20 protein-coding genes and 1 tRNA gene are annotated in these 23,390 nt (G+C 70.1%); 13 read left to right on the top strand and 8 right to left on the bottom strand.

Annotation, left to right across the window (positions count from 1 at the left end):
* Positions 1-6 precede the first annotated feature (6 nt).
* Both C1707_RS14720 and C1707_RS14715 read left to right on the top strand, forming a co-directional pair.
* Complete coding sequence (locus tag C1707_RS14720) at positions 7-915, top strand: LysR family transcriptional regulator (protein ID WP_101712061.1); 909 nt, start codon at positions 7-9, stop codon at positions 913-915.
* A gap of 170 nt (positions 916-1,085) precedes the next feature.
* Positions 1,086-1,170: transfer RNA gene (locus C1707_RS14715), tRNA-Leu, on the top strand.
* Positions 1,171-1,408: 238 nt separating this feature from the next.
* On the opposite strand, the gene C1707_RS14710 is transcribed toward C1707_RS14715, so the two are convergent.
* The 5 genes from C1707_RS14710 to C1707_RS14695 form a co-directional block, all read right to left on the bottom strand.
* Complete coding sequence (locus C1707_RS14710; RefSeq protein ID WP_101712060.1) at positions 1,409-1,771, bottom strand: hypothetical protein; 363 nt, start codon at positions 1,769-1,771, stop codon at positions 1,409-1,411.
* A gap of 129 nt (positions 1,772-1,900) precedes the next feature.
* A complete protein-coding gene (locus C1707_RS26155) occupies positions 1,901-2,038 on the bottom strand; it encodes a hypothetical protein (protein WP_164467355.1) in 138 nt (45 codons plus the stop codon).
* Between the two features lie 251 nt (positions 2,039-2,289).
* The gene (locus C1707_RS14705) at positions 2,290-4,254 is read right to left on the bottom strand and encodes a putative bifunctional diguanylate cyclase/phosphodiesterase (RefSeq protein ID WP_101712059.1); all 1,965 of its coding nucleotides are present in this window, start codon (positions 4,252-4,254) and stop codon (positions 2,290-2,292) included.
* A gap of 101 nt (positions 4,255-4,355) precedes the next feature.
* Entirely contained in the window at positions 4,356-5,747 is a 1,392-nt protein-coding gene (locus C1707_RS14700; protein ID WP_101712058.1) for a DUF6880 family protein, read from the bottom strand.
* Between the two features lie 10 nt (positions 5,748-5,757).
* Entirely contained in the window at positions 5,758-6,696 is a 939-nt protein-coding gene (locus C1707_RS14695; RefSeq protein WP_101712057.1) for a DUF808 domain-containing protein, read from the bottom strand.
* A 138-nt stretch (positions 6,697-6,834) separates the two neighbouring features.
* Here C1707_RS14695 and C1707_RS14690 point away from each other — a divergent pair, with 138 nt between their 5' ends.
* Complete coding sequence (locus C1707_RS14690; RefSeq protein ID WP_101712056.1) at positions 6,835-7,782, top strand: cation diffusion facilitator family transporter; 948 nt, start codon at positions 6,835-6,837, stop codon at positions 7,780-7,782.
* A gap of 10 nt (positions 7,783-7,792) precedes the next feature.
* Here the strand turns inward: C1707_RS14690 and C1707_RS14685 are convergent, their stop codons facing one another.
* Complete coding sequence (locus C1707_RS14685; protein WP_205686755.1) at positions 7,793-8,092, bottom strand: VOC family protein; 300 nt, start codon at positions 8,090-8,092, stop codon at positions 7,793-7,795.
* Positions 8,093-8,305: 213 nt separating this feature from the next.
* On the opposite strand from C1707_RS14685, the gene C1707_RS14680 reads away from it, so the two are divergent.
* Genes C1707_RS14680 through C1707_RS14670 form a run of 3 tightly spaced genes read left to right on the top strand, consistent with a single transcriptional unit; the run spans position 8,306 to position 10,922 of the window.
* Entirely contained in the window at positions 8,306-9,070 is a 765-nt protein-coding gene (locus C1707_RS14680) for a DeoR/GlpR family DNA-binding transcription regulator (protein ID WP_101712055.1), read from the top strand.
* A 37-nt stretch (positions 9,071-9,107) separates the two neighbouring features.
* Positions 9,108-10,265 carry an MFS transporter gene (locus tag C1707_RS14675; protein ID WP_101712054.1) on the top strand — a complete coding sequence of 386 codons (1,158 nt, stop codon included), beginning with the start codon at positions 9,108-9,110 and terminating at the stop codon, positions 10,263-10,265.
* A 33-nt stretch (positions 10,266-10,298) separates the two neighbouring features.
* Positions 10,299-10,922 (top strand): HAD-IA family hydrolase, encoded by a 624-nt coding sequence (locus C1707_RS14670; RefSeq protein WP_101712053.1) that lies wholly within the window; start codon positions 10,299-10,301, stop codon positions 10,920-10,922.
* A 3-nt stretch (positions 10,923-10,925) separates the two neighbouring features.
* Here the strand turns inward: C1707_RS14670 and C1707_RS14665 are convergent, their stop codons facing one another.
* Complete coding sequence (locus C1707_RS14665; RefSeq protein ID WP_180896908.1) at positions 10,926-11,213, bottom strand: hypothetical protein; 288 nt, start codon at positions 11,211-11,213, stop codon at positions 10,926-10,928.
* A 111-nt stretch (positions 11,214-11,324) separates the two neighbouring features.
* On the opposite strand from C1707_RS14665, the gene C1707_RS14660 reads away from it, so the two are divergent.
* The 7 genes from C1707_RS14660 (at position 11,325) to C1707_RS14625 (ending at position 22,782) form a co-directional block, all read left to right on the top strand.
* Positions 11,325-12,545: a putative DNA modification/repair radical SAM protein gene (locus C1707_RS14660; protein WP_101712052.1), complete on the top strand. Its 1,221-nt coding sequence runs from the start codon at positions 11,325-11,327 to the stop codon at positions 12,543-12,545.
* Positions 12,545-13,978: a UdgX family uracil-DNA binding protein gene (locus C1707_RS14655; RefSeq protein ID WP_101712051.1), complete on the top strand. Its 1,434-nt coding sequence runs from the start codon at positions 12,545-12,547 to the stop codon at positions 13,976-13,978. The genes C1707_RS14660 and C1707_RS14655 overlap by 1 nt, the downstream gene beginning before the upstream one ends.
* A 211-nt stretch (positions 13,979-14,189) precedes the next feature.
* A complete protein-coding gene (locus tag C1707_RS14650) occupies positions 14,190-14,783 on the top strand; it encodes an RNA polymerase sigma factor (protein ID WP_101712050.1) in 594 nt (197 codons plus the stop codon).
* On the top strand, positions 14,747-15,739 hold the full coding sequence (locus tag C1707_RS14645) for a FecR family protein (RefSeq protein ID WP_101712049.1): 993 nt from the start codon (positions 14,747-14,749) through the stop codon (positions 15,737-15,739). The genes C1707_RS14650 and C1707_RS14645 overlap by 37 nt, the downstream gene beginning before the upstream one ends.
* A 1,307-nt stretch (positions 15,740-17,046) precedes the next feature.
* Positions 17,047-20,337 (top strand): TonB-dependent receptor, encoded by a 3,291-nt coding sequence (locus tag C1707_RS14640; RefSeq protein ID WP_101712048.1) that lies wholly within the window; start codon positions 17,047-17,049, stop codon positions 20,335-20,337.
* Between the two features lie 171 nt (positions 20,338-20,508).
* Positions 20,509-21,489: a sensor histidine kinase gene (locus C1707_RS14635; RefSeq protein ID WP_101712047.1), complete on the top strand. Its 981-nt coding sequence runs from the start codon at positions 20,509-20,511 to the stop codon at positions 21,487-21,489.
* A 228-nt stretch (positions 21,490-21,717) separates the two neighbouring features.
* Complete coding sequence (locus C1707_RS14625; RefSeq protein ID WP_101712045.1) at positions 21,718-22,782, top strand: P1 family peptidase; 1,065 nt, start codon at positions 21,718-21,720, stop codon at positions 22,780-22,782.
* On the opposite strand, the gene C1707_RS14620 is transcribed toward C1707_RS14625, so the two are convergent.
* Entirely contained in the window at positions 22,734-23,261 is a 528-nt protein-coding gene (locus C1707_RS14620) for a MarR family winged helix-turn-helix transcriptional regulator (protein WP_101712044.1), read from the bottom strand. The two genes, C1707_RS14625 and C1707_RS14620, sit on opposite strands and share 49 nt — an antisense overlap.
* Between the last annotated feature and the right edge of the window lie 129 nt (positions 23,262-23,390).

Here is a 23,390-nt window from a genome sequence, read left to right as displayed (position 1 = left end):
GACATCATGAAACTTCCCGACTTCGAGGCCTGGGCCGTGTTCGCCAAGGTGGCCGAGACCGGCTCGTTCGCCCGGGCCGCCAAGGACCTGGGTCTGTCGAACGCGACGGTGTCCAAGGCGGTCTCGCGCCTCGAGCAGCGGCTGGGCGCGACGCTCTTCCACCGCACCTCGCGCCGGCTGTCGCTGACCGACAGCGGCCAGAGCTCGCTGGAGGCCGCCAGCCGCCTGCTGGCCGACGGCGAGGCGCTGGAGCTGGAGGCCTCGGCCCAGTCGGTGACGCCCAAGGGCCTGGTGCGGATGGCCGCGCCGATGTCGTTCGGGATCGCCCACCTGGGCCCTGCCCTGTCGGACTTCTTCACCCTCTATCCCGAGGTGTCGGTCGAGCTGTCGCTGTCGGACCAGCTGATCGACATCGTGGAGGACGGATTCGACCTGGCCCTGCGGATCTCGGCCCTCGAGGATTCGAGCCTGCTGGCCCGGCGGCTGTGCCCGGTGCGGGTGATGCTGGTCGGCTCGCCGGCCTATTTCGACCGCCACGGGCGACCCGAGCACCCCAAGGACCTGGCCCGCCACCGCGCCCTCTTCTACACCGGCGGCCGCTCGCGCGACGCCTGGCGCTTCGAACACCCGACCCACGGCCAGTACGCCATCAGCGTGCCCGCGCCGCTGCGAGCCAACAACGCCGACGTCTTCCGCGCCCTGCTGCTGGACGGCCAGGCCCTGGCCATGCAGCCCGACTTCATGGCCTGGCGCGACGTCGCCGCCGGCCGCCTGGAACAGGTGCTGGCCGAGTGGACCCCGCCGGCCATCGCCATGCACCTGGTCACCCCGCCCAACCCGATCCGCCCGGCCCGCGTGCGCGTGCTGATGGAGTTCCTGGCCGAAAGGCTGGCCAAGGCGCCGTGGCTGGGGTGACCCTTCGACAGGCTCAGGGTGAGGTTTGCATTGATCCGCCGAGCTTGCCCTGGTCCTCATCCTGAGCCCGTCGAAGGACGAGGACCACGCGCGACAAACGCCTCTGGAACTTCCCGGCGACCACTGCTAGGTAGTCGCCTCTTCGCTTCGAGCCACCGGCTCGGCGAGGCGCGGGCGTGGTGAAACTGGTAGACGCGCCGGACTCAAAATCCGGTTCCGAAAGGAGTGTCGGTTCGACCCCGACCGCCCGCACCAACTCTTCCGGACATTGGAGAAGGACGCCCCGAGCTAGGGCGTGGCTTCGCTTGGGCGACGCATCGAATTCAAGAAATCCGATCGCTTGTAGATCGCTTGTTGTTCGTCATCCCGGAAAGCGCGAAGCGCTTATCCGGGACCCAGGAGCCGGCGCACTGCAGAAGACCCCTGGGTCCCGGCTCTACGGCCCGCTGCGCGGCCCTTTGGCCGGGATGACGAGCAAAAATGTCCCCCAGTCTCAACCGCCCTTTAGCCAGACCTTCACCCACCAGTCGGACCGTTCCTCTTCGGTCAGCTCCGTGGTCCAGGCCAGCACGTCGGGATGGGTGATCCAGAAGCCGTAGGGCGGCGCGTAGCCGTCGTTCTCGAAGCTCAGGTCGTGGGGGCGGTCGGGGACGCCGGCGTTGGGCGTGACCCACAGCTCGGCCGGCGGCGGCTCGACGGCGTCGACGAAGTGCAGCGCGGCTCGCAACAGGCCGCTTCCCGACGGATCGGTGACCACGTCGAGCGTGGCGGGATGACGCCGCAGGAAGGCGACGCCGGCGTCGTCGGTCAGGACGACGGGCTTCAGGGTGTTGAGCGGCGTGGGCTTGGAGGTCATGGCCGCAAGCTAGGCGAGCCCGCCCGCCGGCGCCAGGATTCGCGCACGCGCCAAGACGCGAGCCCCGCCTGGGCGGCGACTCGCGCCGGCTGAAGTGTCCGGATCAGGTCGCTGGAAGCGGCGGCTTCGTCACTCGCCCGAAACGGGGTCGAGATCTTCCTCGGCCGTCTGCGGACCGTCGCGCCTTCCACGATAGAGAATGATGCCGCCCCACACGATGACGCTGAGCGCCAATACGATCAGCGCCGGCCATTGAGCCATCTGCATGTTGTTTCCACCCTGTTTTTTGACGATGCAATCACAGGTTCGCGGACGGCGCTACTCAGTTTGGGAAATCGGGTACGATTTCGGAGATCAGCGTTAGCTTTATCTCCCCTCATTCCCGCCCTTGTGGCGGGAACCTCTGACTCCGCCCGCAAGGGAGGAGCAAGCGGATCGCCAGCGATCCGCCCTCCCCGCCCTTGCCGCTGTTAGAGGGGTTCCCGCCACAAGGGCGGGAATGACGGGAGTTATGGGGGTTACCCCGCCGACCGCAGTTCCTCGCCCGGCGCGTCCCGCTCGGCGGCCAGATACCCCGCCACCTGTTCGCCCGGCATCGGCCGCGCGAACAGGAAGCCCTGCACCACGCGGCAGCCCAGCGGCTGCAGCAGCGCCAGCTGCTCGGGCGCCTCGACGCCTTCGACCACGCAGTCCAGGCCGAGGTTCCGGCAGAGGTCGAGGATGGTCTTGACGATGGCCCGGCGCTTGTCGGCCGCCTGCAGGCCGCGCATGAAGCTGCCGTCGATCTTCAGCTTGTCGATCGGCAGGCGGTGCACGTAGCTGAGGCTGGAATAGCCGGCCCCGAAGTCGTCCAGCGCGATGCGCACGCCCAGCGCCTTCAGCGTCGCCAGCGAGCGGGCGGCCTGGTCGAAGTCGCGCATCACCGCCGTCTCGGTGATCTCCAGGTCGATGCGGTCGGGCGCGACGCCGCTCTGCTCGATGATCGCCACGATGCGGGCGATCTGCTCGGGCGAGGCGATGTCTCGGGCCGACAGGTTGAACGACAGGCGCACGTCGTCGGGCCAGGTCGTCGCCGCCTTCAGCGCCCAGGACAGCAGCACCGGCGACATGCGGGCGATCAGGCCCGAGCGCTCGGCCACCGGCACGAAGTCGCCGGGCGAGACGACGCCCAGGGTCGGGCTGGTCCAGCGGGCCAGGGCCTCGAAGCCGACGGTGCGCTCGCTCTTGATGTCGACCAGCGGCTGGAAGGCCAGGCTGAACTCGGCGTCCATGTCGGCGTGGCGCAGGGCCTGCTCGATCAGGCCCGAGGCCTTGATCGCCGTCTCGTGGTCGGCCGAGAACACCACCGCCGCGCCGCGCACGTTCTGCTTGGCGTGATAGAGCGCGTAGTCGGCGCGTTCGTAGAGCAGTTCCGGCGCGGCCGCCGCCCGGGGATAGACCGCGAAGCCCACCGAGCCCGAGACCTGGGCCGTGACGCCGGGAAAGCAGTAGGGCTCGCGCAGCGCCGCGCAGAGGTCCGCGCCCAGGCGCTGCAGGGCCTCGGCGTCCAGGTCGGCCTCGATGATCAGGCCGTACTCGTCGCCGCCCAGGCGAGCCACGAACAGAGGCTGGCCGTGGTCGCGGCTGAGGCGGTCGCCGGCCTCGACCAGCACCTTGTCGCCGATCGCGTGGCCGTAGGCGTCGTTGACCGGCTTGAAACCGTCCAGGTCGATCACCCCGACGGCGAAGCGGGTCCCGGAAACGGCGGCCGCGTCGGTCACCCGCTGCAGGCGGGCGAAGAACTGGCGGCGGTTGGGCAGGCCGGTCAGGACGTCCAGGTTGGCCAGGCGCAGATAGTCGTCGCTGAGGCTCTGGATCTCGGCCTGGCGTTCCTCGAGGCCGCGACGCGATTCCACCAGCCGCGAGAAGTCGCGGTACGAGATCAGCAGGATGACCAGCATGGTCACCGCCACCAGAGCCATGTTGAAGCCGATGGCCGACAGCACCGGATTGCCGCTGACCAGCAGGAAGACGGTGATCGGCCCCACGACGATGGCGGTCAGCAGCAGCGCCGCGGCCCGCATGTGCATCATGCAGAACACGCAGCCGATGGCGGTGATGGCCATGTAGAACACCACGTGCGCCTTGCCGAAGGCGTCGCCGTAGGGGAACAGCGCGAAGGCCCAGCAGGTGAAGCCGCAGCCCAGCACGCCGGCGAACACCAGCGTCTGGCGCAGCAGGCGCCGGGCGGCCGCATGGTCGATGACGGTCTTGCGCGCGCGCCACCAGATCATCAGGCGCGCCAGGCTGATCACCCCCAGCAGGCCGGGAAAGCCCAGGGTCAGCAGGGCCGGCGAGCTGTGCAGGTGGGTGGCCGAAAGCGCGATCGTGTTGACCAGCACCAGGGCGTACATCATCGGCACCTGGCGCGAGAAGGCGCGGACCTGCGCGCGCAGCAGTTCTGGGGTCGGCGGATCGGGTCGGAACCAGGGCAAGCGGAACATCGCGGCGGCTGCGGATAGACCGCCGTCGTGCGCCCCGCACCTTTAATGCTTGCTTATCAGCGACTTGCGACGCGGCGCGGCGGTAAGCCGCACACGACCGGTCAGAGCCGCCGATAACCCGCCACGCGCCGCGCCCAGGCGGCGTGATCGTCGATCGCCATGTCGTCCGGCAGGCCGGGGACCAGGGACTCGGCCTCCAGCAGCCAGCGGGCGGCGTCGCCGTAGCGATCGGCGCGGCCGAAGCGCACCACGTCGTCGACCATGGCCCGCAGCAACACGGTGGCCGCCAGCGGATAGCGATGCTCCAGCAGGCGGGCGGCCGGCTCCAGAACCTCGGGCCGGTCGCCGTGCAGGGCGGGTCCGCGCTCCATCACCAGCCTCGCGGCCTCGGCCGCCGACGGCCAGGCCACCAGGAAGGCCAGGGCCTTGTAGGGATCGGGATAGCTCTGGGCGTAGGCCAGCGCCTGCTCCTCGGCCTCGACGTCCTCGAAATCGGGCAGGCCCTTGAGAAAGGCGCGCAGGGCGTCGACCGACAGGGTCGCCTTGAAGCTGGACCAGCGCGTCGCCTGGGCCTCCAGGGTCTCGCCGGCGGCTTCGAGGGCGGCGATGCGGGCCTGGGTCCAGGCGACGGCGCCGACATCGGCCTGCTCGGCCAGGCTCGGCCCCGGCGCGGAACGATCCAAGGCGGCGAGGGCCTGCGCCACCTGGCCGACGGCGAGATGGCGGCGGGCGATCTGGGCGCCGATCGGCGGCAGCACCTGCTGGGAGTCGGTGAACAGGGCCGCGAAGCCCTCGACGTCGCCTTCCAGGTCGGCCAGCACCTGGGCGGCGGCGCGCAGGCGCGGATCGGGGCGGCGCTGGGCGGCCAGGCGCTCGCGCACCTTGCCGCGCAAAACCGCCACGGCGTCGCCAGCCAGGGCGGGAGCCGCGGCCCGCAGCAGGTCGACCGACAGCTTGGTCGAGGCGCTCTCGACGAAGGCCAGCAGCGCGTCGGCCAGGTAGCGGCTGTCCAGGGTCAGGGCCTTGGGCGACAGGCGCGCGACGTCGGCCACGGCCTGGTCGAACACGGCCGCCAGCTCGCCCTTGGGATCCTTGATCCGGCCTTCGAGGTCCTCGGACACTCGCACCAGCCGCACCAGCACCGGCACGGCGATGTTGGGATCCAGCTCGCCCAGCTTGCCGGCGGCGGCGGCCCGGTGGGCGTCGAGGTCGCGGACAAAGTCCTTGAACTTGCGCCAGTTGATGCGCGCGCCGCTGCCGGCGATGGCGTCGATGCGCTTGTCGATCTCGGCGGCGAGGTCGGGCGCGCCCACCTCGCCCAGTAAAGCCAGCTTCAGACGGCGCTTGATCGACGCGTGGCCGTCGGCGACCTCGATCAGCAGGTCGGCCAGGGCCTCGGGGCCCAGGTGCGCGAGGTTGGCCGCGTTGACCGACTTGCGCGGCGCGGCCTTCTTGACCGCCTTGGGGGCGGCTTTGGGCTTGGGTTCGGCCAACCGCCCTCTCCTAGTGCGCCGCCCTCTTGCGCGGAATGAAATGCAGCACGCCGGCGATGACGCCGCCGACGATCAGGCCGACGATGGCCGAGCCGATCGCGGTGGCCAGCCAGCCGGTGATCGCGCCGATCCCCGGAACCTGGGCGGCCACGTGCGAAGCGCCCTCCACCCAGGCCGGGATCGGCGTCAGGTGGAAGTGGTGCAGGCCGTGGACGATGATGCCGCCGCCGACCCACAGCATGGCCGCGGTGCCGATATAGGCCAGGCTGCTCATCGCCAAGGGCATGGCCTTGACCAGGCCCCTGCCGAACTTCTGGGTCGGCGCGCGCGGGCTCTTGGCCATGTGCAGGCCGATGTCGTCCATCTTCACGATCAGGGCCACGACGCCGTAGACCAGGATGGTGATGACCACGCCGACCAGGGCAAGGGCGGCGGCCTGGATCGGCAGGGACTTGTCGCTGACGTCGGACAGGGCGATGGCCATGATCTCGGCCGACAGGATCAGGTCGGTGCGGATGGCGCCGGCGACCTTGTGCTTTTCCAGCTCGGGACCGCTGAGGGCCAGCTCGTCGGTCTCGACCTCGTCCCCGTGGGGCACGAACATCTCGATGATCTTCTCGGTGGCCTCGAAGGCCAGGTAGGCGCCGCCAAGCATCAGGATCGGCGTCACCGCCCACGGCGCGAAGGCGCTCAGCAGCAAGGCGCCGGGCAGCAGGAACAGCAGCTTGTTGCGCAACGAGCCGACGGCGATCTTGGCGACGATCGGCAGCTCGCGGTCGGGCGTGAAGCCCATGGCGTAGCCGGGCGTCACGGCGGCGTCGTCGACGACCACGCCGACAGCCTTGGTGCCGGCCTTGCCGGCGGCCGCGCCGATGTCGTCGACCGAGGCGGCGGCGATCTTGGCGATGCCGGCGACGTCATCCAGGAGCGCGACGAGACCCGAGGGCATGGAGGAACCTTGCGTGGATTCGGCCGCCCCGCGCGGCCTGATGAAGAGCGCCCTGCGTAAGGGCTCGCCGCGTGCGGGTAAAGAGCGTGAACGGCGATCGCGGGAGGAACGCGCGCGCCGAGGCCGCGTTGCTGCGCCATGGCCTCGACCGCGAACAGAAGCAGCGCCCACATGGTGGTCTACGCGGCCCTGGCCGGCAACCTGGCCATCGCCGCGACCAAGTTCGTCGCCTTCGCCCTGACCGGCTCGTCGGCCATGCTGACCGAGGCCATCCACTCCAGCGTCGACACCGGCAACCAGGGCCTGTTGCTGCTGGGCCTGGCCCGCGCCCGCAAGAAGCCCAGCGCCAGCCACCCCTTCGGCTACGGCATGGAGGTCTATTTCTGGTCGTTCGTGGTGGCGCTGATGATCTTCGCCCTGGGCGGGGCCTTCTCGATCTACGAAGGGGTGATCAAGATCCGCGCGCCCGAGGCCATCGACCGGCCATGGATCAACTTCGTCGTGCTGGGACTGGCGGCGATCTTCGAGGGCTGCTCGTTCCTGGTGGCCCTGCGCGAGTTCAAGACCCTGCGCGGCGACGCCCCGTTCTTCGCCGCCATCCGCCGCAGCAAGGACCCGTCGATCTTCGCGGTGCTGCTGGAGGACGGCGCGGCGCTGGCGGGCCTGGCCATCGCCGCCCTGGGCGTGAGCGGCGCGATGCTCGGCCTGTCCTGGGCCGACGGCGCGGCCTCGGTGGCGATCGGCGTGCTGCTGGTGGTGGTTGCCGTCTTCCTGGCCAACGAGACCCGCAGCCTGCTGACCGGCGAGGCCGCCTCCCCGCGCATCGTCGCCGAGGTGCGCAAGGCCCTGGAGGCCGACCCGCGCATCGACAGCGTCGCCGAGGTGCTGAGCATGCACCTGGGGCCTCAGGAAATTCTGCTGGGCGTCACCCTCGACTTCCAGGACCACCTGACCGCCGCCGACATCGAGGCCGCCAGCGACCACTTCGCCGACCTGATCCAGGGCGTCGACAGGCGCATCACCCGGGTCTTCGTGCGGTCGGGCCGGGCGCGCGAGGCCTATGCGCGACGGCTTGGTCGGGCGTGAGCAGCGTCGCTCAGGCCGTGATCTCGATCGACACCCCGCCAGGCCCGCGAACGACGGCCTCGTAACCGCCCTCGCCCGTCCTGTGGGCCGGACCGACCTCGAAGCGATCCCGTTTCAGCCGCACCGCCAGGGCGTCCACCGCCGCTTCGGAACCGAGCGAGATGGCGACGTGGGCCCAGCCCACCCGCCTGGCGGTGTCGAGACCGGCCAGCCAGGGCGCGGTCATCAGTTCGATCTGGTCGCCGTTGGGCAGGGCGACCAGCCGGGACAGCGCGCCCGGCGGCTTGTGGCGGCGGCGCGGCTCACCCACGACGGCGTCGAAATAGCGCCGCAGAACAGCGCCATGGCGTCGAGGTCTTCGGTCCAGAGGGAGACGTGCGCCAGCTTCATTCGTAACTTCCACGTTCGCGCACGATTGATCACCATAAACGTGCAAAATCGTGCTCGCCCATATCCCATCACCCGTAAAACTCAAACAATATACATCTTGATGTGCACGTTTTTGCACGTTATAGATCACCCCATGAACGACACGCCTCCCGTCGCCCGCCGAGAACTGATCGCCCAGAGGCTCGACCAGGGCCAGACCGTCGTCGCCGCGACGCTGGCCGAGGAGTTCGCGGTTTCCGAAGACGCGATCCGCCGCGACCTGCGCGCCCTGGCCGCCGAGGGGCGCTGCCGGCGGGTCTATGGCGGCGCGCTGCCGGTTTCGCCGATGTCGACCTCGATGACCGTGCGGGCCGCCGAGGATGTCGACCGCAAGCGGGTCCTGGCCCGCGCGGCGGCCAGGCTGGTGACGCCGGGCGAGGTCATCTTTCTCGACAACGGCAGCGCCAATCTCGCCCTGGCCGCCGAACTGCCCGACGACATGGGCCTGAAGGTGATCACCAATTCGGTGCCGATCGCCTCGGCGTTGTTCGAGCGCCAGAGCCTGGATTTCATGATCCTGGGCGGCGTGGTCAATCGCGAGGTCGGCGGCGTGATCGACGCCTCGGCCGTGCTGGCTGTGCAGCAGCTGAGTATCGACCGCTGCTTCCTGGGGGCCTGCGCGCTGTCGGTCCGCCACGGGGCCTGTATCTTCGACGCGGGCGACGCGGCCTTCAAGCGCGCCTTGGTCGGCGTCAGCGAGGCCATCGTGCTGATGGCCCTGACCGACAAGCTCGAGACCCGCGCGCCCCATCGCGTCGCGCCGCTCGAAGCCATCGACACCCTGATCCTCGAGGCCGACGCGCCCCAGGCCATACGCGACGACCTCGCCCTGGGCGGCGCCAGGATCATCCTGGCCTAGCCGCCCCTTCAGCCCACCACCAGTACCGGGAGTCATCATGGTGACGCCGTCTTCCGCGGCGGCGCGTCTCGCCACGCGCCTGTCCTTCCTCGTCGCCGGCTTCGGCATTGCCTCCTGGGCGCCGCTGGTCCCCTTCGCCAAGGCCCGGCTGGCGATCGACGACGGCGCCATGGGCCTGCTGCTGCTGTGCCTGGGCCTCGGCTCGGTCCTGACCATGTCGGCGACGGGCGCGCTCAGCGCCCGCTTCGGCAGCCGCCCGATCATCATCCTGGGCGGCCTGGGCGTGGCGCTGTTCCTGCCGCTGCTGGCGCTGGCCGGCTCGCCGCTCGCGCTGGGCGCGGCGCTCTTCGTGTTCGGCGCCGCCCTCGGCTCCATCGACGTGGCGATGAACATCCACGCCGTCGAGGTCGAGCGCGCCTCGGCCCGCCCCCTGATGTCGGGCTTCCACGCGCTGTTCAGCATCGGCGGCTTCGCCGGCGCGTCGTCGATGACGCTCATGCTGTCGCTGGGCCTGTCGCCGTTCATGGGCGTGGTCGCCAACGCCGTCCTGATGCTGGCCGCCATGGCCCTGGCCGCGCCGCGCCTGGCGCGGGGGACGGGCGACGCCGACGGGGCGGCCTTCGCCCTGCCGCGCGGGATCGTCCTTCTGCTTTCGCTGCTGGCGGCCGCGACCTTCCTGGCGGAAGGCGCGATGCTCGACTGGAGCGCGCTGCTGATCACCAAGAGCGGCCTCGTCGCCGTGGCGCGGGGCGGCCTGGGCTACATGCTGTTCTCGATCGCGATGACCGCCGGCCGCCTGGTCGGCGACAGGGTCGTGGCTCGCCTGGGCGACAGGAACGTCCTGCGCTGGGGCGGCCTGCTGGCCGTGGCCGGTTTCGTCGTGCTGCTGACCGCGCCCGTCGCCGTCGTGGCGCTGAGCGGCTTCGTCCTGATCGGCCTGGGCGCCTGCAACATCGTGCCGGTGCTGTTCCGCCTGGCCGGCGCCCAGACGGCTATGCCGGCGGCCCAGGCGATCTCGGCGCTGTCGACCATCGGCTATGCCGGCATCCTGGTCGGCCCGGCGGGGATCGGCGGGATCGCCGACGCCGTCGGCCTGCACGGCGCCTTCTGGATGCTGGCCGGGCTTTTCGCGCTGACCCCGCTGCTGGCGGGCCGCCTGACGCCCCGCCCGCGCGGCCTCGCGCCCCAGACCTGACCCCCTCCCCGCTTCAAGAAAGACGCCCAGACCATGTCAGCTCCCGATCGTTCGCCGCCGACCTTTCGCGGCAGGACCTACGCCGCCTTCCTGTTCGACATGGACGGGACGCTGCTGGATTCCTCGCCGGTGGTCGAGCGCGTCTGGACGGCCTGGGCGGTCCGCCACGGCCACGACCCGGACGAGGTGCTGGCCGTCTGCCAGGGCCTGCAGTACCGCGACACCCTGCGACGCTTCGCCAGGCCCGGCCTCGACATCGAGGCCGAAGCCGCCGCGCTGCTGCGGGCCGAACTCGACGACGTCGAAGGCGTCGCGGCCATCGCCGGGGTGAAGACCCTGATCGAGGGCCTGGATCCCGCCCGCTGGGCGATCGTGACCTCCGCGCCCCGGGCCCTGGCGGAGACGCGCCTGCGCGCCGTGGGCCTGCCCGTGCCGCAGCATTTCGTCACCGGCGAAAGCGTGAGCAAAGGCAAGCCCGATCCCGAGGGGTTCCTCAAGGCGGCCGCGCTGCTGGGCGCGCCGATCACCGAATGCCTGGTGTTCGAGGACTCACCGGCCGGCGTCGCCGCCGGCAAGGCTTCCGGGGCGCGGGTGGCGATCGTGGGACCGCTGGTGACGCCATGCGACGGCGACCTGGCGATCGCCGACTACCTGTAGCCTCTACCGCGCCAGCCGCTTGCGGTTGGCGCGCACCTTGGCGCGGTAGTGCTTGACCACCGCCCGCGTGGCGGCGTCGGGAGCCTGGGGGAGGCCGCCGGTCCAGAACTTCAGGCCGATGTCGGCGGCGGCGGCCATCTTCTCGGTGGTCATGCGCACGGCCTCGGCCTGCGCCTTGGCCCCGCCGCCCGCCAGCACCATGGTCCGCAGGCCGATGACGGTGGACGCCTCCAGGCCCAGCGCCCAGGCGTCCATCAGCGTCGAGGGCCAGTCTTCCTTGCGGCGCGCCATGGCGAAACTCCCTTTTCCGCAAGGGGATCGCGCGAGGCCTTCGCCCGGTTCCGCGCCTGGTGCGACATCGGGAAACTCGACGGAACAAAATAAGAACTATAGAGTGTTCGGATGGCCGTTCTCGACATCCGCCGCAAGCTCTCCATCCTCGCCGACGCCGCCAAGTACGACGCCTCCTGCGCCTCCTCGGGGGGAGAAAAGCGCGACTCCGTCGGCGGCAAGGGCGTCGGCTCCACCGAGGGCATGGGCATCTGCCACGCCTACGCCCCGGACGGGCGCTGCATCAGCCTGCTCAAGATCCTGCTGACCAACTTCTGCATCTACGACTGCGCCTACTGCATCAACCGGGTGTCGTCGAACACGCCAAGAGCGCGGTTTTCGGTGAAGGAGGTCGTCGACCTGACGCTGAACTTCTACAAGCGCAACTACATCGAGGGCCTGTTCCTGTCGTCGGGGGTGATCCGCAGCGGCGACTACACGATGGAGGAGATGGTCCGCATCGCCAGATCCCTGCGGCTGGACCACGACTTCCGGGGCTACATCCATCTGAAGCTCATCCCCGAGGCTTCGCCAGAGCTGGCCGCCGAGGCGGGCCTCTACGCCGACCGGGTGTCGATCAACATCGAGCTCCCGCGCGACGACAGCCTGAAGTCCCTGGCGCCCGAAAAGGACGTCGGCGACATCAAGCGGGCCATGGGTCGCATGCGCCTGGCGATCGAGGACAAGGCCGAGCCGGCCCGCAAGGCGCCACGCAAGACCTTCGCCCGCAGCCAGTCGACCCAGCTGATCGTCGGCGCCGACCAGGCCAAGGACGGCGACATCCTGGCCCGCAGCGCCTCGCTGTACGGCGCCTATCGCCTGAGCCGGGTCTACTATTCGGCGTTCAGCCCGATCCCGGACTCCAGCCATCGCCTGCCCTCGTCCCGGCCGCCGCTGCTGCGCGAACACCGCCTCTACCAGGCCGACTGGCTGATGCGGTTCTACGGCTTCGCCCAGCCGGAGATCATCGGCGAGGGCGAGGACCTGGACCTGTCGGTCGATCCCAAGACCGGCTGGGCCCTGCGCCATCGCGACCAGTTCCCGGTCGACGTCAATCTGGCCGACCGCGAGACCCTGCTGCGCGTGCCGGGCCTGGGCGCCAAGGCCGTCGACCGCATCCTGCTGGCCCGCCGGCAGGCGCGGCTGACCATCGACGACCTCAAGCGCGTGGGCGCGGTGGTCAAGCGCGCCAGGGCCTTCGTCGTCGCCGAGGGCTGGACGCCGGGCATGGCGACCGACGGCGAACACCTGAAGGCCCGCCTGGTCGAGCCGGCGCAGCTGAGCCTGTTCTGATGCGGGTGGTGCGGCTGGCCTCCGAGATCGACTTCGACGGCTGGCGCAGGGCCGCCCGCCGGCTGCGCGCCGAGGGCGCCGCGCCGGAGACGGTGATCTGGACGGTCGAGCGCGACCTGTTCGAGGCCGCGCCCGCCGAAGCCCCTGCTCCCATCGCCGGCGCCTTCACCGTGCCGCCGGCCTTCGTCGAACTGGCGCGATCCGTCGTGCTGCACCGCTCAGGCGAACGGTTCGCCCTGCTCTATCGGCTGCTGTGGCGGCTGGAGCGCGAGCCGCGACTGATCGACAATCCGGCCGATCCCGACGTCGCCAGGGCCCGCGACATGGCCAAGGCCGTGGGCCGGGCGATCCACAAGATGCACGCCTTCGTGCGCTTTCGCCTGGTGCAGTCCGATCCGGAAACCTACGCCGCCTGGTTCGAGCCCGCCCACCGCGTCACCGAGGCCGCCGCGCCGTTCTTCGCGCGCCGCTTCACCTCGATGAACTGGACGATCATGACGCCCGACGCCTGCGTGGCCTGGGACGGCCAGACGCTGCAGGTGTCTGAGGGCGCCGACCCGGCCGACGCGCCGTCCGAAGACGCCCAGGAGGAGCTCTGGCGCACCTACTACGCCTCGATCTTCAACCCGGCGCGGCTGAACGAGAAGATGATGCGCCAGGAGATGCCCAAGCGGTACTGGAGGAACCTGCCCGAGGCGCGGCTCATTCCGCAGTTGATCGAAACCGCCCAGGAGCGCGCCGCCGCCATGGTCGCCGCCTCGCCCTCCCCGCCGCCCGACCGGGTGCTGAAGGCCGCCATGCGCCAGGCCCGCGACGGGTCGTACAACGGCGACGTTCCCACCAGCCTCGACCAGGTGGCGGCGGCCGTGCAGGTCTGCCGGCGCTGCGACCTGTGGCGCGACGCCACCCAGGGCGTGCCGGGGCAAGGCGCGGCCCATGCGCCGCTGATGTTCGTCGGCGAGCAGCCCGGCGACCAGGAGGACCTGGCCGGCCTGCCCTTCGTCGGTCCCGCCGGCCAGGTGTTCGACGAGGCGCTGGCGGCGGCCGGCGTGCCGCGCGGCAAGACCTACGTCACCAACGCGGTGAAGCACTTCAAGCACGAGCCGCGCGGCAAGCGACGCATCCACAAGACGCCGGATCGCGGCGAGGTCACGGCCTGCCGCTGGTGGCTCGACGCCGAGCGGCGGCTGGTGCGCCCCCGGGTGATCGTGGCCCTGGGCGCCACGGCGGCCCATGCGGTGACGGGCAAGGCCACGCTCATCGGCGCCAATCGCGGCCGGGCGCTGCAACTGCCAGATCAAGCCCAGGCGGTGGTGACCTACCACCCCTCGTTCCTGCTGCGCCTGCCCGACGCCGACGCGCGCGAGCGGGCCAGGGCCGAGTTCGTCAAAGACCTGCGCCTTGCGGGCGAGCTGGCGAAACTGATCGACTGAAGCGCGCAAGTCCGCCTTCCCGACAAGCGCCCCGCGCAAAAAATCTGCTCAATCTTTCGGCGACGCCCGCTGGCGCGCAATCCCTTGCCCCGCCTCGTAATACTTGTGGCCACGGCGGGGCGCATAAGCCCTTCCCGCCGCCCGGGGCGCCCGTTGGCCTCTTGCCACGACGGCGCTGCCGGGGTTGGTTCCCGGCCGGGGAAGAGGGGCGATGACAGCAGACGACGAAGAGCGGCGCGCCTGGTTCCGGAGGGAGATCCTGCCCCTGGAGCCGAGGCTTCTGGCCTATGCGCGCAAGTTCTGCCGCGACAGCGAGACCGATCCGGAGGATCTGGTCCACGACGCCTTCACCCGCGTGATCGCCTGCAAGACCTGGCGCGAGATCACCAATCCGGCCGCCTTCGCCTCGCGCACCCTGCGCAACGTGGCCTTCGACGGCCTGCGCCGCCGCAAGGTGCTGACCATCACCGCCGTCGCCGACTTCGAACTGGTCGGCGGCATGGACGAGACGCCCGGCCCCGAGGCCACGCTGGTGTCGCGCGACGAGCTGCGACAGCTCCGCGAGGCGATATCGGAACTGCCGACACAATGTCGGCGTGTATTCACCCTTCGGAAAGTCTATAGCCTGTCGCCGGGCGAGATAGCGGTCCGCATGGGTTTGTCCGTCTCAACAGTCGAGAAGCACCTGATCAAGGGGCTTCGCTACTGTTCCGAAAAGCTGGGCCGCGCGGGCGCGACCCAGTCAGTGCGTATCGACGAAGGGCGTTCATGGGCCGGGAAGCGGGATCGCGACGCGAAGCGGTGAGAGCGGCCGCCGCCGAATGGGCGGTGCGGCTGTCCGATCCCGCCTGCGCGGCTGATACGCGCGCGGCCTTCGAGGCCTGGCGCGCCGAAAGCTTCGAGCGCGAGGCCGCCTTCGAGCGCGCCCATGCCGCCTGGGAGCGGACCGAACGCCTGCGCGCCTTCAAGCCCGGGAGCGCCAAGCCCGACGCCGACCTGTTCGCGCCGGAAGAAGCCCCGCGCCGGCTCTTCCACCGACGCTCGCCCTGGACGCTGATGGCCGCCGTCGCCGCCGTTTCCGGCGTGGTCGGGACCGGGGTGATGACCGCCACCGCCTCGACCGCCTACGCCACCGACATCGGCGAGCGCCGCCTGGTGGTGCTGGCCGACAACAGCCGCATCGAGCTCAACACCGACAGCAAGGTCGTGGTGCGTTATCGCGACGGCGTGCGCGAGGTGAAGCTGGTCAAGGGCGAAGCCCTGTTCGAGGCCGCCCACGACGCGCGCCCGTTCGTGGTCAAGGCCCGCGACGCCCGCATCGAGACGAACGGCGGCGAGCTTTCCGTCCGCCTGGGCGCCGAGAACGCCGCCGTCACCGTGCGCCGCGGCGCGGCCGAGGTCGAGCCCGACGGCGAGGGCCCGGCCCGGGAGACCAAGGTCGCGGCCGGCACGGCCATGATCTACGGCCCCACGGGCAGCCGCGCCCAGCCGCTGTCGGACGCCGAGATCGAGCGGGCCCTGGCCTGGCGGCAAGGCGCCATCGCCCTGAACGGCCAGTCGCTGAGCCAGGCCGTGGCCGAGTTCAACCGCTACAACCGCCGCAAGGTCCGCATCGCCGATCCGTCGATCGCCGACCTGCGCCTGGCCGGCTACTTCCAGAGCACCGAGCCGATGGCCTTCGTCACCGCCGTCACCCACACCTTCCCTGTGCGGGCCACCGAGGGCGAAGACGGCGTGATCCGGCTGGCCCGCAAGGGCTAGGAGAGAAAAGGCGCCCTTGAAGATCCTCCCCCTTTGGGGGAGGTGTCGCCAAAGGCGACGGAGGGGGCCGTTTTCAGCTTCCGATGCGCAGGAAGGCTCCCACGCTACGTGACAGCCTCCCTCACAGGTGAAGGTTAGCCACCCCACCCGTAAAATCCCCGCGAAAGCGGGGACCCAGGCGTTTTGTCGTCGAGCGCCATGGGTTTCAGAAAAAGCCTGGCCCCCCGCGTGCGCGGGGGTTTTACGGAATTGGGAACGGCCGACGGGGATCCAGCCCCGTCGATCCTCTGCGTTCAGCGAAAACTCCTCAACCAATCCAACCCCTTGCAACTTTCTCACGGTGCTGGATCAGACGGATCAAAACCGCCCGCATAATCACTGCATCCCGTCGCAGGGAGAGGGCGCAAGGATCCGGCCCGAAGCGTGCGACGCGGATGCGATCGAGCGGGTTTAGAGGGCGGGGGACGTAAACCCGCCTATCGGTTGGTTCGTCGGTTGAACCTCCGCCCGTCCAAGGGTCCGCGCCTAGCACGCACTCCTGGCCGTCAAGAAACGGGGAGCTCTGCGTGGGGAAGGGGCACAAGGCGGAAGAGGCCTGCGCGCCCCGGCCTGAGGAATAACGATCGCGCGGGGCGTTCTGCTTCGTCGAAACGGCAATTGAAACAAACACATCCGGGCGAAGCCCGGACGCCCCGCGCCCTCTCCATCAGCTCAGCGGCCAGCCGCGTGAGGCCGCCAGGCCGTGCGTCCTTCGAGGCTCGCCTCCGGCTCGCACCTCAGGATGAGGAACTGATTGCCCTGAAACGCCTCATGCCGACGCACTGAACTCCTCATCCTGAGGCGCCCGCGCAGCGGGCCTCGAAGGACGCACCGCGCCCAAAACCCTCCCCCTCTGGGGGAGGTGTCGCCAAAGGCGACGGAGGGGGGACGTTTTCAGCTTCCGGCGCGCCAGCCGATCAACTCCCCCACCGATCGCTGCGCGATCGCCTCCCCCTCAGGGGGATCGTTGCATAATGGGGTAAAACGAGAACGACTTTCCCCTTTTGATTCCGAACTGTTCTCGAACGGATTCTGGTCTGTTCTTCGACGTTCCGAATTTCGCAACAGTCCCCCACAGGGGGAGGTTCGCAGCGCCATGACCCCTCCCACGAAGCCGCCCCCGAAAGTGGCGCCAGCGCCACACTCGTCACACCGTCGCCACAAATTTCGTTCGCCGACTGGAGGTTTCCCCTAAGTCCCCCGTCGAAGCGCGTAAGAACGCCGCGTCGAGGGGGCGCGGCGGACAAAGGGGTTATTCGAACTTGTCCATGCGTACGAACCAACGCCGCCGGACCATCCGCGGCTTGCTGCTGGCCTCGGCCGCCGTCCTGACCATCGCCGGTCAGGCCGCCGCCCAAGGCGCCCGCCACACCTTCAACATCCCGTCGCAGGACGCGGTGTCGGCGCTGCAGACCTACGCCAAGCAGACCGGAAAGCAGGTGCTGTTCCCGTACGAAGCGGCCACCGGCCGCCAGACCCCGGCCGTGACCGGCGACCTGTCGGAAGCCGAAGCCCTCAAGCGTCTGGCCGACGCCGCCGGCCTGGTCGTCGCCTCGGACGACGGCAAGACCATCACCCTGCGCGCCGCGCCGGCCGCCCGCCCCCAGTCGGAAGCCGCCGCGACTAACGCGGCTCCCGAAGCAGTCGCCGAAGTCGAAGCCATCATCGTGGTCGGCAGCCAGATCGAAGGCGCCCGCACCACCGAAGCCCTGCCCGTCTCGGTCGTGACCGAGAAGGACATCATCGCCACCGGCGCGGTGTCGGGCGACGAGCTGTTCCGCTCGATCCCACAGGCCGGCGACGTGCAGTTCCAGGAAGCCCGCACCACCGGCAACCTCAACGACGCCCGCGGCGACGTCTCGTCTCTGAACCTGCGCAGCCTGGGCACCGGCAACACCCTGGCCCTGCTGAACGGCCGCCGCGCCGTGCTGCACCCGGGCACCCAGACCGAGAACCTGGTGCCGGTGCAGACGGTCAACACCAACGCCCTGCCCGTGGCCGGCGTCAAACGCGTCGAAGTGCTGCGCGACGGCGCCGGCGCCCTCTACGGCTCGGACGCCGTGGCCGGCGTGGTCAACACCGTGCTCGACACCCGCTTCCAGGGCCTGCGCGTCGAAGCCCAGGTCGGCGGCTCGGAAGGCACCGGCTATCGCGAAGGCACCGTCAACCTGAAGGCCGGCACGCGCCTCGAGGACGGCACCCGCCTGACCTTCTTCGGCTCGTACACCGCCCACAGCCGCATGATGGCCGACGAGCGCGACTACGCCGCCAGCGAAGACCACCGCGACCGCGTCGCCGGCACCCCGTGGGCCGGCAACACCAGCTTCGACAACCGCTCGACCTCCAGCCCCTGGGGTTCGTTCACGCTGATCCCGTCGTCGACCGCGCCCCGCCAGAACGGCGTGGCCCTGACCACCTCGGGCGTGTTCCACATCGAGCCGACCGCCAACACCGCGGCCGGCTGCAGCAGCGCCGTCCTGGCCGGCGACCTCTGCATCAAGTCGGGCACGATCACCGGCGCGTCCGACCGCGAGCTGCGCTACGACGAGAACCCCCAGCGCACTCTCAAGGGCGGCCTGGAGCGGACCAACCTGTTCAGCACCGTCGAGCGCGACCTCGACAACGGCATGACCTTCTTCGGTGAAGCCGGCTATTACCACGCCCTGTTCACCGGCCAGCGCGAGCAGTCGGCGCCGATCTCGTCGGCCCCGATCAGCATCGCGGCCAACGCCTACTGGAACCCCTTCGGCCCGACCACCCTGGCCGGCGGCGGCGCCAACCCCAACCGCCTGTCGGGCCTGACCGGCGTCGGCGCCTCGGGCGTGGCGATGAACATCACCACCTATCGTCCGGTCGACGCGGGTCCGCGCACCTACACCGTCACCGACGACAGCTACCGCCTGCTGGGCGGCCTGAAGGGTACGTTCGGCGACGGCTGGAAGTGGGAGTCGGCGGGCCTCTATTCGTTCGCCCGCACGAAGGACAAGACCCACAACGCCATCAGCAGCACGCTCTTCCAGCAGGCGCTGAACCGCACGGACCAGACCGCCTACAACCCCTTCAACGGCGGTTCGCAGACCAACTGGTCGGGCGAGGACGGCACGCCCAACAGCCAGGCGACGATCAATTCGTTCCTGATCGACGTCTACCGCATCAGCGAGACCTCGCTGGCGATGTGGGACTTCAAGGTCTCCAAGAAGGACCTCTTCACCCTGCCGGGCGGCGACGTCGGCTTCGCCTCGGGCGTGGAAGTGCGCCGCGAGACCTACAAGGACGACCGTGACGACCGCCTGGACGGCACGACGACCTACACCAACAGCGTCACCGGCGTGACCTACGGCAGCGACGTCCTGGGGGCGTCCGGCTCGCCGGACATCAAGGGCGACCGCGTCATCAGCTCGGCCTTCGCCGAACTGGCCGTGCCGATCATCTCGCCCGAGATGAACATCCCGTTCGTCGAGGAAGTGACCCTGCAGCTGGCCGCCCGCGACGAGTACTATTCCGACTTCGGCAACGTGCTGAAGCCGAAGGGCGCCCTGCTGTGGAAGGTGGGCCAGGGCCTGTCGCTGCGCACCTCGGTGTCGCAGAGCTTCCGCGCGCCGAACCTGCCGCAGTTCTACAGCGAAGGCTCGACCGTCTCGAACGGCCGTCCCGACTACGCCTTCTGCCGGATCAACACTCCGACGGCCACGACCTGCGCCAGCACCTCGACGCTGGAAGTCCGCCAGGGCAACAAGGACCTGAAGCCGGAAGACGCCGACAACGCCTCGATCGGCTTCGTCTACCAGCCCAAGTTCATCCCGATGGAATACGGCCGCCTGACCCTGACGACCGACTTCTGGTCGATCCGGGAAAAGAACGTCATCGGCATCCTCGGCGGCTACAACCAGATCGCCTACGACCTGCTGCTGCGCCAGCAGGGCAGCTTCAACCCCAACGTCGTGCGTGACGCCCCGGTCGGCGCCAACACCGTCGGCGCCATCTCGTACATCAGCGACACCTACATGAACCTGCAGCCGCGCGTGGTTCAGGGGGTGGACTTCTCGCTGGCCTACGACCTGGACGACACCGCCTGGGGCGACTTCGGCTTCAACCTGAACGTGGCCAAGCTGACCAAGTACGACCAGTCGGCCAGCCCGATCGAGCAGATCCTGCAGCAGGCCGTCGCCAGCGGCGCCCTGGCGGGCCTGGCGATCTCGTCGGCCGGCAACCAGATCAAGATGGACGGCTTCCCGGAATTCCGCGGCACCGCCAGCTTCACCTGGCGCAAGGACGGCTGGGGCGCGGGCGCCTTCGTGAACTATGTCGGCGAGACCTACGACACGGGTCCCGCCCAGGTGAACGGCCAGTACTTCCCGATCTCGGACTGGACCACGGTCAGCCTGTACGGCCAGTACGCGTTCAAGAGCGGCCAGTTCGACGGCTCGACCCTGCGGGTCGGCGTCCGCAACATCGCCGACAAGGCCCCGCCGGTCACCTCGAGCAACTTCGGCTACTCGGGCGCCCTGCACAACTCGACGGGCCGCTACTGGTACATGAACATCTCCAAGCGGTTCTGATCCGCATCCGGAAGATGACCTCGGAAGCCCGCCCATCGCACGATGGGCGGGCTTTTCCGTATCCGGAACGGGGCGCGGGGATTTGCCGTGACCCGAAAGTCTTTTTGGGAAATATTGCCCGCACGGCGACGGAGGGTTCGACGCCGACCGAGTCGGGGCTCGTTGAAAATCATGTCGCGAGCGGGCTCGCTTCTCGCACCGGCTTGGGGCTACGCCCTGGCGGTCGCCGCCGCGGGAGCGGCCTTCGGCGTGCGACTGGCGCTCAACAGCTGGTTTCCGCCCGGCTTTCCGTACCTGACCTTCTTCCCCGCCATCGTGGTGACCGCCTATTTCGCCGGGCGCGGACCAGGGATCCTGTGCGCGGCGCTGTCGGGCCTTTGCGCCTGGTACTTCTTCATCCCGCCGTTCAACAGTTTCGCCGTCGACTTCGCGACGACGGTGGCGATCGCGTTCTTCGTCTTCGTCGCGGCGGTCGACATCTTCTTCATCGACGGCATGCGCAAGGCCATGCGCCACCTGGCCCGCGAGCGTGAAGCCCAGGCCGAGCTCGCCCGCAGCCGCGACCTGCTCTATCGCGAAATGCACCACCGGGTGAGCAACAACCTGCAGATGGTCGGCGCCCTGCTGCGCCTGCAGTCGGCCGGCATGAAGGACGAGGACGCCCGCCACGCCCTGGTCGAGGCCGGCGGCCGCATCGAGACCATCGCCAAGATCCAGCGCCAGCTGCACGACCAGACCGGCGAGCCGACCCCGTTCCGGGTCTTCGCCGAGGCCCTGCTGGACGACGCCGGCCAGGCCTTCGGGGCCCGCCACGCCATCCGCGTCGAGGGCGGCGAGGAACCGCTGCATCCCGAGCAGGCCACGCCCGTGACCCTGGTGATGCTGGAGTGCTTCAACAACGCCCTCGAACACGCCTTCGAGGCCGGAACAGACGGCCGCATCGTCGTGGCGCTGGAGCAGGAAGGCGACAGCCACGTGCTGACCATCCGCGACAACGGCGCGGGTCCGCCGACCGGGTTCGAGCCCGCCGCCTCGCAGAGCCTCGGCCTGCGCATCGTCCACGCCATGGCCCGCCAGTTGGGCGGCGCCTTCACCATGGCCCGCGTGGACGGCTGGACGGTCTGCCGCCTCAGCTATGCGCGAGCGGCTTAGGGGGCGTCAAACCGCCCTCTTTCGTCATCCCGGCCGCAGCGCAGCGAAGAGCCGGGACCCAGGGGCCGGCGCACTGCGGTCACTCCTGGGTCCCGGGTCTGCGGCGCTACGCGCCTCCGCCCGGGATGACGAAGGTTGGGGTGTCGCGTTCAAAAAACCTCGCCCCCAAGCTTGTCGAAGGACGAGGTTTCCGTCTCAAACACAGGGTCCTCTCATCGGAGCCCCGCCATGCCCCGTCCCGGTCCGCGCAACCTGATCACCGACGTAGAGGGGCTGCTGGTCGGCCACGCCCAGGACGAGGCCGTGGCCTCGGGCGTCACCGCCCTGCTCTGCCCCGACGCCTGGACCGCCGGGGTCGACGTGCGCGGCGGCGGGCCAGGCACGCGCGAGATCGACGTGCTGCGGCCCGAGAACAACTTCAGCAAGGCCCACGCCATCTGCCTGTCGGGCGGCTCGGTGTTCGGCCTGGGCGCGGCCGACGGCGTCGTGGCGGCCCTGTCGGCGTCGGGGCGCGGCATCCGCCTGGCCCCGACCTCGCCGGCCATCCCGATCGTGCCGGCGGCGGTGCTGCACGACCTGGGCAACGGCGGCGACAAGGACTGGGGCCTGGATCCGCCCTATCGCTGGCTGGGCATCGAGGCCGCGGCCGCCGCCGACAAGGACTTCGCCCTCGGTTCGGCCGGGGCAGGCATGGGCGCCATGGCGGGCCTGGCCAAGGGCGGGATCGGCAGCGCCTCGCTGGAGCTGGGCGACGGGCTGGTCGTGGGCGCGCTGGCGGCGGTCAATCCGGTGGGATCGGTGCGCATGGCCGACGGCGAGACCTTCTGGGCCTGGCCCTGGGAGATCGACGGCGAGTTCGGCGGCAAGCGGCCCGCCCCCGACGCGCCGACCGAGGCCGAGCCGATCCCCGAGGATTCCAAGCTGGCGGCCCTGGGCCGGCTGCAGGCCGGGGCCAACACCACCCTGGCCGTGGTCGCGGTCAACGCCGACCTGACGACGGCCGAGTGCACGCGGCTGGCGATGATGGCCCAGGACGGACTGGCGCGGGCGATCCGCCCCGTCCACACGCCCTTCGACGGCGACATCGTGTTCGCCCTGGCCTCTTGCGCGCGGAGCCTCGGCGAAGGCCCAGGGCGGGCTCTGGCGCTGGCCAGGCTGGGCTCGGCGGCGGCCGACACCCTGGCGCGGGCCATCGCTCGCGGGGTCTACGAGGCCCAGCCTTCCGAAGCCCGCTCTTCCGGGGCTCAGTCCTCGGTGAGCGGGGGCGCTTCCGGCGGCGCGTCGGCGCCGTAGAGCTGGACGGCGGCGGCTTCCAGTCGGCCCATCAGCCGCTTGAGCGTCGCCACCTCGCCCGGCGCCAGGCCCGCCAGCAGCGCGGCCTCGTAGGCCAGGGCCAGGGGGCGGATCTCGGCGAACAGCCGGCGGCCGGCGGCGGTCAGCTCCAGGGTGTGCGAGCGGCGGTCGGTGCGGTTGGTGATGCGGGCCACCAGGCGACGCTCGACCAGGTCCTGGGCGGCGCGGCTGACGCGCACCTTGTCCATGGCGGTGCGGGCCACGGCCTGGTGCTGGGTCAGCGGCCCCTCGATCAGGATCGACATCAGGCGCCATTGCGGGATCGACAGGCCGAAGCGGTCTTCGTAGGCGCGGGCGATCAGGCGGCTGACGGCGCTGGAGGCCGTCGCCAGGCGATACGGCACATAGTCCGAAAGCGACAGCTGTTCACTGGCGACGTCCGGCGTACCCGGCGTCAGGGATGAGACCGTCGCGGCCATGCCTGTTCCTTTCCTCCTGCTCCGGCCCGCGGCCCGCGAAGACGGAGCCGTCTCTACGCCGAATCACGCCCTGGCAACCCACCGCAGGCGCCCGTCGATCTGGCGCCGCGATGAAAACGCTCTCAATCG

This window comes from Caulobacter flavus, assembly GCF_003722335.1.
GTDB lineage: Bacteria > Pseudomonadota > Alphaproteobacteria > Caulobacterales > Caulobacteraceae > Caulobacter > Caulobacter flavus.
Note: the sequence above shows the minus strand (reverse complement) of the source record. Positions and strands in the feature narration are given on the sequence as shown.